Origin of the sequence: Pseudobutyrivibrio sp. ACV-2, from assembly GCF_900107545.1 — a bacterium.
Lineage (GTDB): Bacteria > Bacillota > Clostridia > Lachnospirales > Lachnospiraceae > Pseudobutyrivibrio.
Map to the genome: position 1 here is coordinate 75328 of NZ_FNQZ01000005.1, position 14409 is coordinate 89736.

At 39.4% G+C, this 14409-nt stretch carries 11 protein-coding genes; 4 read left to right on the forward strand and 7 right to left on the reverse strand.

The genetic code is table 11. The features are described from left to right. Nucleotide 1: 1 nt before the first annotated feature. On the forward strand, nt 2-1621 hold the full coding sequence (locus BLV53_RS07035) for an ABC1 kinase family protein (protein WP_090299124.1): 1620 nt from the start codon (nt 2-4) through the stop codon (nt 1619-1621). 50 nt (nt 1622-1671) lie between these two features. Here the strand turns inward: BLV53_RS07035 and BLV53_RS07040 are convergent, their stop codons facing one another. The 4 genes from BLV53_RS07040 to BLV53_RS07055 all read right to left on the reverse strand — a co-directional run bounded on the left by BLV53_RS07040 (nt 1672) and on the right by BLV53_RS07055 (nt 6712). Then, complete coding sequence (locus tag BLV53_RS07040) at nt 1672-2655, reverse strand: flavodoxin family protein (protein WP_090299126.1); 984 nt, start codon at nt 2653-2655, stop codon at nt 1672-1674. Nucleotides 2656-2717: 62 nt separating this feature from the next. After that, nucleotides 2718-4157, reverse strand: a complete 1440-nt coding sequence (locus tag BLV53_RS07045; protein ID WP_090299129.1) for an MFS transporter — start codon at nt 4155-4157, stop codon at nt 2718-2720. Nucleotides 4158-4234: 77 nt separating this feature from the next. After that, nucleotides 4235-5134, reverse strand: a complete 900-nt coding sequence (locus tag BLV53_RS07050; protein WP_090299132.1) for a LysR family transcriptional regulator — start codon at nt 5132-5134, stop codon at nt 4235-4237. 243 nt (nt 5135-5377) lie between these two features. After that, nucleotides 5378-6712 (reverse strand): hypothetical protein, encoded by a 1335-nt coding sequence (locus BLV53_RS07055; RefSeq protein WP_090299135.1) that lies wholly within the window; start codon nt 6710-6712, stop codon nt 5378-5380. Nucleotides 6713-7148: 436 nt separating this feature from the next. Here BLV53_RS07055 and BLV53_RS07060 point away from each other — a divergent pair, with 436 nt between their 5' ends. The 3 genes from BLV53_RS07060 (at nt 7149) to pflA (ending at nt 12765) form a co-directional block, all read left to right on the forward strand. Then, entirely contained in the window at nt 7149-9203 is a 2055-nt protein-coding gene (locus BLV53_RS07060) for a methyl-accepting chemotaxis protein (protein WP_090299138.1), read from the forward strand. Nucleotides 9204-9577: 374 nt separating this feature from the next. Continuing rightward, entirely contained in the window at nt 9578-11836 is a 2259-nt protein-coding gene (gene pflB, locus BLV53_RS07065; protein ID WP_090299140.1) for a formate C-acetyltransferase, read from the forward strand. A gap of 194 nt (nt 11837-12030) precedes the next feature. Further along, on the forward strand, nt 12031-12765 hold the full coding sequence (pflA, locus tag BLV53_RS07075) for a pyruvate formate-lyase-activating protein (RefSeq protein ID WP_090299146.1): 735 nt from the start codon (nt 12031-12033) through the stop codon (nt 12763-12765). Between the two features lie 76 nt (nt 12766-12841). On the opposite strand, the gene BLV53_RS07080 is transcribed toward pflA, so the two are convergent. From BLV53_RS07080 to BLV53_RS07090, 3 genes are all read right to left on the reverse strand, one after another. Continuing rightward, the gene (locus BLV53_RS07080) at nt 12842-13120 is read right to left on the reverse strand and encodes a DUF4160 domain-containing protein (RefSeq protein ID WP_090299149.1); all 279 of its coding nucleotides are present in this window, start codon (nt 13118-13120) and stop codon (nt 12842-12844) included. Beyond that, nucleotides 13104-13376 carry a hypothetical protein gene (locus tag BLV53_RS07085; RefSeq protein ID WP_090299152.1) on the reverse strand — a complete coding sequence of 91 codons (273 nt, stop codon included), beginning with the start codon at nt 13374-13376 and terminating at the stop codon, nt 13104-13106. Before BLV53_RS07085 ends, BLV53_RS07080 begins: the two co-directional genes overlap by 17 nt. Nucleotides 13377-13545: 169 nt before the next feature. Continuing rightward, nucleotides 13546-14271, reverse strand: a complete 726-nt coding sequence (locus tag BLV53_RS07090) for a GTP pyrophosphokinase (protein ID WP_090299155.1) — start codon at nt 14269-14271, stop codon at nt 13546-13548. Nucleotides 14272-14409: the final 138 nt, after the last annotated feature.

The following is a 14409-nucleotide window of genomic DNA, read 5'->3' on the forward strand; positions in this document are numbered from 1 at the left end:
AATGCAAAATACTACTGACAATACTCAATCAGATGATTCTCTGAGATTTAACGAAATAAAAGCGGTCTTAAAAAAGCACCAGCTTGGACGTGGAATTAATCCTGTCAAGCTCCGTGAAATTCTTGAAGACCTTGGCCCCACCTATGTGAAGCTTGGCCAGATTATGTCCCTGCATTCAGATGTATTGCCAAGGTCTTATTGTGATGAGCTTCTAAATCTTACATCTGATGTTGCACCAATGCCTTTTGAAGTGGTTATATCTGTAATTGAGGAATCTCTTGGTGAGGATTACACAACCATTTTCAAAAACATTGATGAAACACCAATCGGTTCTGCTTCCATCGCACAGGTACATCGTGCCAGACTTTTGAATGGGGAGCCTGTTGTTATCAAGGTGCAACGTCCCGGTGTATATGAGACTATGTCCAGAGACATTACTCTTTTACATAAGGTAGTAAGGAGAATGCCTTCTGTAGCCGGAATCAAAAGCATGGTAGACCTTGATATGATTTTGGATGAAATGTGGGCCGTGGCTCAGCAGGAATTGGATTTCATCACGGAATCATCCAACATTCTGGAATTTACCGAGTACAACAAGGATATTGTCTATATTTATATACCTAAGTTTTACAAGGAATATACCACCGACAAGGTTCTTGTGATGGAGTATATCGATGGGCAGGCCATTAACGATAGAAAACTCTTAGAATCCCGTGGCTACGATACTGAAGAAATCGGTAAAAAGCTGGTTAACAATTTCATTAAACAGGTTATGGAAGATGGTTTCTTCCATGCGGACCCCCACCCTGGCAATCTACGAATTCGTGGCGGTAAAATTGTGTGGTTTGACATGGGTATGATGGGAAGGCTCACCGAACGCCAGCGAAAAATAATGATTCGTGGTGTAGAAGGTATTGCCTTAAAAGACATTAACATGTTAGAGGGTGCAGTTTATGATTTATGTGACACCAAGGGTAAGGTTAACCGCAAACAGCTCTATAACGATCTGCGAGACTTTCTAAACAAATATGGTTCCATGTCAATGGGCAATGTGAAGATACCAGAAACCCTTATGGATCTGGTTGAAATCATGAAGAAAAATAATCTGGTCATGCCCCAAGGTGTAAGTATGCTTGCCAGAGCCTTCGCCCATATAGAAGGATTGCTAGCTGGCATTTCTCCTGACATAAACATGATTGATATCGCCATTGATCGAATGCAGGAAGCATTCATCCACGAGTTTAATATTAAGAAGGAATTTGGTAGCTTTGCCCGCAAGATGTATCGTTCCACTAATAAAGGGGTAGAAATACCTTCACTGCTTGCCGATGCTTTAAGAGATTATTTAAATGGAGAAGCAAAGACCAGCCTGACTCTGCAGATTTCTGGTCCTTTTGCTGAGCTTATTAACGCATCCATAAGAAACTTAGTCATCGGAATGTGTCTAGCAGGCTTATTAGTAGGTTCCGCCATTATTTGTGTAACAGACATGGAACCCAGAATAATGGGCATTCCATTCTTAGGATTTATTGGCTTTTCGATTGCGTCTTTTATGACAACATTTCTAATAATGCGCTTTTTTATCCGGTGGGTTCTTAAAAAAATTCACGAGCGCAGATAACGGTCAAACACGAAAAGTCCCCTGACTTTCAGTCAGAGGACTTTTTTTAATTAACCATTAATTGTAGTTTCAAAATTTTTGATGTGTTCATTCATAAGTTCATCAAGCTTCTCTTTATTTGCCATGATTTTAGGACCACAGATACTACCGAAGCTCTGTATTTCAACTGTGTGCTCACGAAGTCCCTTAAAGGTTCCACGGGCTCTCTCCTGCTCTTCCTTTGTAAATTCAACAGAAATACCATTGTTCACAATACTTAGCTGACCATGAATTCCACAGATTGGGCAGGTCACTGTGGTAGAACCTGGGTTTACCATAAGAAGTCTCTGGTGGCACACTGGGCAAACCTCTTCTGGTTTACCCTCTGGACGGAAAAACTCTACTGAATCATCATTTAATCCAAGAGCTGTTCTTTTTCCCATTTCATGCATATCATCAATTAGCTTTTCATCAAGATATGGATTTCCAGTTGTACCCATGCAGTTTGCATTGTAATTTCCCATTACTTTCATCATTGGTGGAAAACCAAAGATGTGAAGGGAAGCTGTTCCCATTGATGTCCAATCATCTGTAGTTGCACCACCAACTGAAATATAAGAAACTGTTCTTTTCTTTAGTCTCTCCATTGGAAAATCATCTGCATTTCCTGGAAGTTCACCGGCTCTTCTTTTATCCAGTACATAAGTGATTGCCGAATAATCATGACGACATGAAAATCTATCAACGAAATCCTTGAACTGACCTACAGGCTGAAGAGCATATACAGGTGCTCCCAAAATAATCGAATCAGCCTCGCGGATCTTGTCCTCAAGAACCTGAAAATCATCCTTAAAAATACATACATTATCCTTGCCCTTTTCAAGTGCACCTGAGCATGCACCACAGCCACGGCAACGGCCAATCTTCATGTTTATTGTATTTACAAATTCAATCTCAGCATCTGGGCAAGCTTCCTTTGCTCCGAATAATGCTTCCTTTACTAAAATATCTGTGTTTGCATTCTTTTTTCCAAAAGAAATACCTAAAATCTTCATTTATTTTACACTCCTAATACATTTATTACTTTTGGGGGGGCTGTTTAAGGCCGCCCTACAGCCTATTTATTTTCGTTAAGTATAGCCAAAACCTTTGCTTCGTTTTCAATGCCAATTGCATTTGTCATCTTAATCATGGCAAATGGTATGATGGCAAGAAGAAACATAAGTGCTGGGCCAAAATTGATTACTGCGTTCATTTTTGTTACAACGTCTGCACTAAGCTGTGCGTTGGCTACAAATCCAACAGCACCAAGAATAATTATTCCTATTGCTCCGCCAATTGCATTTCCAAGCTTTGTAGAAAATGAAATTACAGAATAGATCATTCCATCTGCTCTGTTTCCAGTCTTAAGCCAGATATCATCAATAACTTCACCAATAAGACTAAAGGTTGCAATACCTGCAAAATTCACAGCACCATAAAGGAATGAAACAATCACCATTGGAACAACTGCTTTTGCTTCTCCTGCGAAGAAAAATCCAACACAGCATAATGCTTCAAGCATGCAGGAAATGCAGCATAGAACCTTTTTATCTATTTTTTGAGCAAGATATGGAATGTAAAAGTTTGGAACCAGCATTCCAATCTGTAAGGCTGTACCACCTGCTGCAATTAATGCAGGATTCTCAAAAACATTAAAGAAATAATAGGCCATAATGCCAAGTCTTCCAAATACACCTGTTAAAAACAGAAGCATTCCAAGAAGAAGCATGGCTGTATTTTTATCCTTGATAACTGTGCGGAATGAAATCCAAAGATTCTTTACCACATTTTGTTTTTCACTGCTTCCTTTAACACCACCACTGACAACTTCCTTTGTAGAGAACACACATGTAAACAAACAAGGAATCGCAATTAAAGAAAATACGATAGTTGCCCCTAAATAACCTCTTTCACTGTTTGCATCTCCATTGCCAAAGAATAGAATCATTGGCATTGTAATAGCACCCATCAGAATGCCTGCAACAGAACCCATTGCACCTTTAAATGAATTTAAGGCAACACGCTCTTTATTTACAGTTGTAATAGAATTTGCAAGTGAACCTACAGAAATACTTACTGCTGTGTATGCCATACCGCAAAGAATATAGCTGATGGCACACCACAATATCTTCCATACACCTGGCAGATTAAGATTTAAAAATGTAAGGCAGGTGCAAAGAGAAAGTACCGGTGCACCAAACAAAATATAAGGACGAAATCTTCCCCATTTTGATCTTGTATTTTCAGCTATTGAACCAAACATCGGATCATTAATGGCATCCCAAATTCTTGCAATAAGCATAATAGCTGATATTACTAAAGGGGTAAGCCCTACAATATTTGTATAGTAAATTGTCAAATAAGAGCTAATCATTGTCCAGCTGAACTGAGTTCCAGCCTCGCCCATTCCATAGCCCAACTTTCTCCAAAAGGAAAGACCTACTCTTTCATTACTTTTAGTATCTTTATTCTCCATAGTAGCTTTTCCAGACACTACCTCCACTGTTGCATCCATTAAACAATACCTCCAATTACATTATTATCTGATTACCGAGGTTTAATAAAACCTCAGCTACCCAATCCCTTCCCCTATTATTTATTTAACCGCTTTGCCGCTACATTCATAAGCACATTGTTAAGCTTATCCAAATAGGTTGACTTGCTATTACATGATATAATCGCAACCACATATATAGGCTCCTCCGATACTGGAAGATTTATTCCAGTAACGTCATATCTCTGAGAAATGTCATCCATTTCCGCCATCAGCGTATATCCCTTACCAATTTCAACCTCATCTAAAACACTGCCCATGTTTGGACGATAGATGTTCCCCTTCCCCGATGAATTGTAGGAAGAATATAGTGTTCCATCAGGAGTCCACAAAGGCTCGGTCATACTTATCAGAGGCTCGGTTCTCAGCTCGGGAAATTCTACTTTACCTTTTTTTGCCCAAGGATGACTACTTGATACATATATTTTCATTCTGGTCTCATCAACTATAACTACCCTGTCACCGCTTTTTTTTATTGATTCGATGACGGCCTTATCTGCAAAAGTAAAAAAGCAATCTATTTCCTTTTTTTCTTCATCGATTACCATAAAATCAGAATTTACATTCCAGGAAATTCTTTCCCTATCGATAACCTCTAGCAGCTGTTCCTTAAAAGTGGTACGAATCCAGGTTCTCAAGCCTGTGAAATAGGATATTGAAATATGCTCATCAGTGCTTTGAGCATATTCTCTCAGCTCGTTGATACATTGATTCGATAATTCCACTACATTTTGAATCAGGGAATAGGCTTTTCGTCCCACTGCAGTAATCTCCACCTTTTTTGTAGTTCTAACAAAAAGCGGTGAGCCAATCTCCTCCTCCAAGGCTGCGATAGTCTTTGATACCATCTGCTGTGTTATAAACAACTTATTGGCTGCTTTGGAAAAATTTTTCTCCTCTGCAACCGTAAGAAAAATGCGCATTTGTTTAATATCCATTGTTTGTAGCACCCCTTTGCTTATACATAATTATATATGGATATATACTACTACAAAAACAATAAAGGTGTGTTATTAACAATTTATAGTTGTTATTAATTCTTGTACTAATTAAAATACAACCATTATTTGCATAGATTGTTATTTTTTAGACACTCTTATGTTATAGTATTTGTCAGTTTGGTGTTAGTGTAGTCTAACTGTCCATGGATTCACTTTCACAACCCCACCAACTGGTAGTTATTAATAGTTTCTTACTAACGAAAGGGAAAAGTAATGGCAAATCACGATTTCGAACAATGGAACGGTTTTGTAGGTCGCGTATGGAAGGACAATATTGATGTCCGCGACTTCATCCAGAACAACTACACTCCTTCGATGTAGAAAGACTAATAGCAACATCCCACCTAAAATAGTCATCAAAATAAACGGAAATACGATAATGTTTATTCCTGTTGGAACCGTCAAAGCTGACCTTAGAAGTATTACCTCCTGGGCAAATGCATAATTCACTGCCAGGTCCTCCTGCGCTGTAGAAATATAAATCTTCATACCAGTTTCTGAATTTTTAATTATATCTATATATATGAACCCCGCTGGTAGCCCCACTTCTTCCAACCACTGTGAACCGCCATCAAGATTTATATACAGATTGTCTGATACAGAAATAGCTGATAGTAAATCATCCTGGCTTAATGCCACATTTCCTATGGCAAGCTGATATCTATACCATCCATCCTCATATGCATCTTCATTTACCTGCATCAAGATATTTTGCAAAGCCAGTCCACTGTCTCCAAACACCGCATCCGCATTTTCACTTTTATATCCAGTGACTGTATAGTCTGAAACTCCAATGAGATATTTAGTATTCTCATATTTTGTCATTTCTGAGGTTGTAGGATAGGCCTCGATGTTTGCTGTAGACATTTCACCATAGGTAGCCTCCACTGGAATGGCATATAGATATATCTTTACATCCGGTACTCTTATACTCGAAACATCTTCTTCGTTTTCACTTGTTGCATGTAAAGTCATAGGAATCGATATACATCCATTTTCATCTAGTTCCAAAGTATCTCCGCCCTCAGGATCTACCTGTGATTCTGTTTTCAGATCAGCCTCTGATTCTTCTTTTAGTTCATCAGCAAGTTCTCCAGTACCCTTGATATCTTCATTTAAAACCTCCCCTGAAGGGTCATTTGTCTTAATCTCTATACCTTTAGGTTCCTCACTATTTTCTTCACCCAGTTCTCTTTTAGTCTCATCTTCTGCGACTTTTATAATTTCTTCATCCGTATTATTATCCGTTTTTTCCTCTACCGATTCTTCCTCTATTACTGTCTCTACTGTCGATTCTATTTTTTCTATGTCAACTTCAGGCTCTATTATTTCCGCTTCAATACTAGCTTCAATTTCTGTTTCAGTTGTCTCTATTTTTTCTACAACTAATTCATTATCTGAAACAAGACCCCCATCTACTATTTCCAGGTCTGGCTCAACCCCTTCAGCATAGGACGATATGGGATTTATACCTATTGCAAACGCAATAACGAAAATTAGTATTTTCCTCCTCATATTGCCCCTCTTTCCTGTAAAAAACAAAAAAGCTCACAGAGCGGACCTAAATGTCTGCCCTATGAGCCTAGATACTCACTTTATCATTCTTACATTTTTATTAAATCACCCATAAACAATCACCACACAATCCCATTCTCCAAGGATTTATCTCATTTTATTGGCTATCAGTTAAAAATGTGTGAAATAATAGAATATTCACAATATTTTACGACATAATACATAGAAATTTCGCATAATTCCGCAATTTAAGGCCTTTCTTTACTATTAAGTCAGATATATTTTCTATCTATTTTGTAAATGTTTTATGAATTTTCTGTTATTTTCCGATTAGTTAATTTAAATTATCATATAATAATCTTTGACATGGAATGCCAAGTGATATTTTTTTCACTAAATACTATGTCCATTAAGTAACATTCCAAGGAGGTTTTTTATGGCTGAAGTAACCAAAAAAATAACAAAAATAAAGACAAAAGTGAAAAAAAGCATTAGCAAAACTCTTCTAAAAACGCTAATGCCTATTATCAGTATTGGTATTGTAGCTATCATTCTGTTTCTAACATTGAATGCAAGAGCAACCATTACAGAGATAGCGCTTATGGATCTACAGGCAGAAACAAAAGCAAATGCCATGGAACTAGGTACTCCTTTTAGAATGCTTACGGCTAAATTTGGTGAATACTGCGATACTCTTGAGCAGGTGCCATTTGAAGACCATGAAGCGATGCTCCGATATATTGAACCATCAGCTAACTATGATGCCATAGCAAATACTGGTCTTTACATTGGATTCTCTGATGACACCTACATTTTTGCTAATGGTACTATTCAGGCAGCAGACTGGAGGCCTACACAACGCGGTTGGTATCAGGAAGCTCAGGGCCATGAAACATTCATAGAAACAGAACCATATATTGATGCATCTACTAATGAACTTTGCGTAACCTTTGTACGCCAAAACGATTTTTACAACGGAGAGAAAGGTGTATGTGCTGCTGACGTATTTCTTTCAGACCTCCAGGAAAAAGTAAATGGCTTAACTCCAATGGGATCTGGTTCCTCTATTGTCATTGCCGGTGACTACCTTGTTACTTTCTTTGATCAAAGTCTAAATGGTTCAAAGATTTCTGATATAAATGATAGCTATTTAAATACAGTAAAAGCACATATAGACAGTGGCTCTGAAGATGTAATACTTGTGGAACAGCCTGGCACAGGTGATCAGCTATATGTCACCACTTCCCCTATTCAGGGAACCTCGTGGACACTGGTATCATCTATAGCTAAAAAGGATGTTGAGAGATCATCTAATTTATTTATGAACTACGCTGTCATAGCTATGATAATTTTGATTGCTCTTATTACCTTCGTTATCATAAATACTATTACAAGGGTAATTACAAAACCGGTCAACAACCTGTCAGAAAGTATTACTGCTATTTCAAGTGGTGATTTTACCACCACAATGCCTCAGGACAAAGGCGATGAAATTGGTCTTATCAGCAGAGAAATGGGCGATTACGTTCACATTATGAACGACACTATCACCTCCATCCAAGCAAAGGCCGAACAGCTGAAAGCTGATTCCTCCTCATCGAAAGAAGCCTCTGTAAAAATGACTTCGGGAGCAAATGAACAATCTTCTTCTATGGAACAGATTCGTTCTACTATGGATGATATAACCAACGCAGTTGGAGAACTTGCGAACAATGCAACACAGCTGGCGCAGGCCGTAGCCGACCTGACTGACAACGGAAATCGAACAAATGAAGTCATGCTTGAATTGGTTGAGCAAGCCAATATTGGACAGCATGATATGAATGAAGTGCAGAACAATATGGATAATATCACTACATCAATGAATGAAATGAATGATGTAGTAACCACAGTCGGTGAATCCGCAAGCAAGATTACAGAGATTGTGGCCATGATTGATTCTATTTCTCAGCAGACCAACCTTTTATCTCTGAATGCAAGCATCGAGGCTGCCAGAGCTGGTGAAGCTGGAAAAGGCTTCGCTGTAGTAGCAGATGAAATCGGAAAGCTTGCACAGAACAGCCAGGATGCCACTAAGGAAATCAGTACTATTATCAATGAAATTACTCAGCTCATTCACAACCTGGCAGATAAATCACAGGCCAATATGGATGCTATTAACGATAATAGCGAATCCGTTGCAAAGGCTGGCGTAAGCTTCAATAAGATTTATGAAGACCTGAACACTGCTGCCGAAACCATGAAGGACATGATTAGTATGATGGGTGATGTAAACGATATCGCATCGAGTGTTGCTGCTATCTCAGAGCAGCAATCAGCAAGCTCGCAAGAGGTATCAGCTACAGTTACTACCCTTGCTGAAAGTGCTCAGAATATTGCAGATGAATCTCGCGGCGTGGAAAATGCAGCTAATTCAGTTTCAGATTCAGCAATATCAATCAATTCCGAACTCAGTAAATTTAAAATTGCTGAAAAGAATACTCTGGAATAAACAGTAATGCTACAGAGACTGATAAGATAATCCATTGTTTTTTTTAGGTTTTAATCTTCATACCTCTATACTAAGGATTCAGGGCTATCTGAGGATAGCCACTGGGTCCTTTTAGTTTTTAGCGCATTTTTAACAACCCCTTTAATCCATTGTAGGAATTGTATAAATCTTCTCTACAATTTATGTCATGCGGCTTTGTATTTATAAAAAACAAGATATTGATGTACTTATTAAAATACATTGTTAAATTTTAGACATTTTTATGGTATAGTATTTGACAGTTGGGTGTTAGTGATGTCTAACTGTCCATGGATTCACTTTCACAACCCCACCAACTAGTAGTTATTAATTTCTATTTAGGAAAGGGAAAAATAATGGCAAATCACGATTTCGAACAATGGAACGGTTTTGTAGGTCGCGTATGGAAGGACGACGTTGATGTCCGCGACTTCATCCAGAACAACTACACTCCATATGATGGAGATGAGTCCTTCTTAGCAGATGCTACAGAGGCAACCAATACTCTTTGGGGTAAGCTCCAGGAGCTTCAAGCGCAGGAACGTGCAAAGGGCGGCGTTCTCGATATGGATACAGATATTGTATCTTCACTTACTTCTCATGGTGCCGGCTACATTTCAGATGAGACAAAGGACCTTGAGCAGATTGTTGGTCTTCAGACAGACAAGCCTCTTAAGAGAGCATTCATGCCATTCGGTGGTATCACAATGGCAGAACAGTCTTGCAGAATGTACGGCTATGAGCCAAGCGAAAAGCTTCACGAAATCTTTACCAAATATCATAAAACTCACAATCAGGGCGTATTCGACATCTACACTCCAGAGATGAAGAAAGCTCGTCACAACAAAATCCTCACAGGTCTTCCAGATACATATGGACGTGGTCGTATCGTAGGCGATTATCGTCGTGTTGCTCTTTACGGTATTGATTACCTTATCGAAAAGAAGCAGGCTGATTTTGCAGCTACAGAGCGTCAGGGTATGAGACGTTATGACTTCCAGCTTCGCGAGGAAATCACAGATCAGATTAATGCACTTAAGGGCATGAAGGAAATGGCTGCTATCTATGGCATCGACATTTCAAAGCCAGCTGGTACAGCAAAGGAAGCTGTTCAGTGGTTATACTTCGGATATCTTGCAGCTATCAAGACACAGAACGGTGCTGCTATGTCAGTAGGTCGTGTTTCTACATTCCTTGATATCTACTTCTCTCGTGACCTTGCAAATGGTGTTATCACAGAGTCTGAGGCTCAGGAAATCATCGACCACTTCACAATGAAGTGCCGTATGGTTAAATTTGCCCGTATCGAGTCTTACAACCAGCTCTTCTCTGGTGATCCAGTTTGGGCTACTCTTGAGGTTGGTGGTATCGGTCTTGACGGACGTCACCAGGTTACAAGAACCTGCTACAGATTCCTTCACACACTTGAGAACATGGGACCTTCACCAGAGCCAAACCTTACAGTTATGTACTCAAGCCGTCTTCCAGAAAACTTTAAGAAGTACGCTTCAAAGATTTCTGTTACTACATCTTCTATCCAGTACGAAAATGATGATGTAATGCGTGTAACATGGGGCGATGATTACTCAATCTGCTGCTGCGTATCTGCAACAGAGACAGGTAAGGAGCTTCAGTTCTTCGGTGCTCGTGCAAACCTTGCTAAATGTCTTCTTTACGCTATCAACGGTGGTGTTGATGAGAAGTCTGGCGACCAGGTTGGACCAGAGTACACACCTATCACATCAGAGTACCTTGACTATGATGAGGTTATGCACAAGTTCGACCAGATGATGGATTGGCTTGCACACCTTTATGTTGGAACTCTTAACATGATTCACTACATGCACGACAAGTACTACTATGAGGCTTGTCAGATGGCCCTCATCGATACACATGTACGTCGTTCATTTGCAACAGGTATCGCTGGTTTCTCTCACTGTGTAGACTCACTTTCAGCTATCAAGTATGCAAAGGTTAAGGCTATCCGTGATGAGAATGGTGTAACAAAAGATTTCGAAATCGAAGGTGACTTCCCACGTTACGGTAACGATGATGACAGAGCTGATGAAATCGCTATCTGGCTTCTTCGTACATTCATGGGCAAGCTTCGTCACATTCATACATACAGAGATTCAGAGCCTACAACATCTATCCTTACTATCACATCAAACGTTGTTTATGGTAAGGCTACAGGTGCTCTTCCTGATGGTCGTCCAGCTGGCGAGCCACTTTCACCAGGTGCTAACCCAGCATACGGTGCAGAGGTAAACGGACTTATCGCTTCCCTCAACTCTGTTGCAAAGCTTCCTTATGAAGAGGCTCTTGATGGTATTTCAAATACACAGACAATCAACCCAGGTGCTCTTGGTCACACAGATGAAGAGCGTACTGCAAACCTTGTAAATGTACTTGACGGTTACTTCGATCAGGGTGCACATCACCTTAACGTCAACGTATTCGGCAAGGAGAAGCTCATCGATGCTATGGAGCATCCAGAGAAGCCAGAGTATGCTAACTTCACAATCCGTGTATCTGGATACGCTGTTAAGTTCATCGACTTAACAAAGGAGCAGCAGCTTGATGTAATTTCTCGTACATGCCACGAGGCACTTTAAATACTACGGTTGCCCTTGAAGGTTTTAAGCCTCCCGTAAGCCATCTCCCAGCTCAGAACATTTTGCAAAAGATGTCAAATAACCTGAGCTGGGGCCCTCTTACTCGCGGCTTTTTACACAGTGAGGGCAACCTTACTTTTTCTGTACGCAATAGAGAAATAGCTACAGAATATTTTGTAAACGAGGTTATATGAATGAGTGAAATAAAAGGATACGTTAATAAACTAGAAAGCTTCGGCGCAGTTGATGGGCCAGGTGTTCGCTACCTTATATTTTTGAATGGATGCAAGATGCGCTGCGCCTTTTGTCATAATCCTGAAACCTGGGCGGAGCATCAGGGACAGGAATTTACTGCTGATGAGCTTTTGAAAAAGGCTCTGCGCTTTAAGCCTTATTGGAAAAATGGTGGTGGCATTACAGTAAGTGGTGGCGAGCCACTATTGCAGATAGATTTCATGCTTGATTTATTCAAGAAGGCAAAAGCCATGGGCATCAATACCTGCATAGACACAGCCGGCCAGCCTTTCACTCATGAAGAGCCTTTCTACAGCAAATGGAAAGAATTAATGAGCCTGACAGACACTGTACTTCTTGATATTAAAAATATCGACCCTGTAGCCCACAAGGAGCTTACAGGTGTGGATAATGCTAATATCCTTGAGATGGCTCGGGAAATATCTGATATGGGCATTCCAATCTGGATACGCCATGTGCTTGTGCCAGGTGGCAGCGATGATGATGAATTGCTCACACGCACACGTGAATTTATAGACACCTTACAATCCGTTCAAAGAGTTGAGGTTCTTCCTTACCACTCCCTGGGTGTTCCAAAATATCACGAGCTTGGCATTCCATATCGCCTTGAAGGTGTGGAATCCCCAACAGCAGAAAGAATAGAAAATGCCAAGAATATATTAGGTGTAAAGTAAAAACTGCGTCAGGATAATTGATTATCCTGGCGCAGTTTAATTTTTTAATCAAACAATTCTGAGCAACTTCCTTAAATTAACAAAAATATGTAGCTTCCCCAAAATATCTAATCCATAAATCTATTACATCAGAACTCCTGGCCTCTATCATACGCATAATATTCCTCAGTGTATGATTTGGTATCTTGGAATTATTATTACACAATAAACATTTTCCCGAACTAGTAATCCATATCTTAGTTGCATTGGCTGTTGGTGAACCTTTTGCGACATGAACATGCACAGGCTCTGTTGGCTTATTCTCATTAGTCCAAAAATATATCCAATACTCTCCAATTCTAAAAACCTGAGGCATTATCAAATCCTCCTTCTTGAGAGAACTCCATTATCAAATGAGCTGTAGACCTGATAAAATCTTCAAACTTCGCTATTTCTTCGTCTGTATATTCATAAACATCTTCCCATTTATACTCAGGCAACCAACAATCTGCATGCTTAAAACATACCTTCTCATCAGGAGTTTCAATATGAACTAATACAGTACCGTCATCATGCATTTCAGAATGAACAATCTCAGTATTATCGTTTAATGTCATAAAAGGATATATCATAATTCCTTCCTCCTTACAGACATTGTATCATATCAGCCACAGTAATAATAAGCGAAAATAAAAATCATCTACCATTTTACTGTTGAAATTGCATTGTAAGGATTATCCATTTTTCCCCCTCATCCAATAAATATTCAACTAGTTAAAAACATACAATAAACTTACATTATTACTTTTCCATAGCAGAATTCATTATCTCAAACTTCTGCTGGGCAGCATAGATAAGCTCTGCTGCCTGTAGTAGTTCTTCATCCATGTCAAGTTCCATAGCATCTAAAGATTCTTCCTTATTAGATAGGGACTTGTACTTAATATCGTGCTCAAGTGAAGCCCACAAATCCATAGCTAAAGTCCTAATCTGAATTTCAACTGGAACCAGTTGTTTCTTACTCATGAAGTAAACAGGTACCCTGATAATCATGTGCAAGCTGCGGTAACCATTCGGCTTCGGGCTGGCGATGTAGTCCTTTATCTCCAAAATCTGGATATCATCCTGTGCCAATATCCTATCCCTGATTAGATACACATCCTTAATATATGGGCACACACATCTGATACCTGCTATGTCATAAATGTTATTAAACGCCTCTGTGAGCGACAATCTCATTCCCTTCTTTTCCAGTTTTCCAAGTATGCTCTTGGATGATTTCAGCCTGGTATCAATATGGTGGATAGGTACACGTTGTCCTCTAAATTCAAACTCATCCCTAATAATATTTAATCTGGCTGTAGCGAGATTCATTGCAGCATTGTACATCTTAAGGATTGGTTCCATAGTGTGTGAGAACTCATCCTCCATTGCAGCAATACGAGCCATATTATTTTCATAGGGATTCCCCAATGCAACCAATTCAGTTACCGATAATTCTTCTTCAATTATTATTTCCTTTTCCATACTTTTATGTTAACGATTAAGCTTTGCGAATGCCATAAAATAAGTCTTAACATTTTCTTAACTTTTGCTGAAGAATATGTGAACACAAAAAATCCTGAGCATCAGGCACTAGCCCACACTCAGGATAATTTATCATCC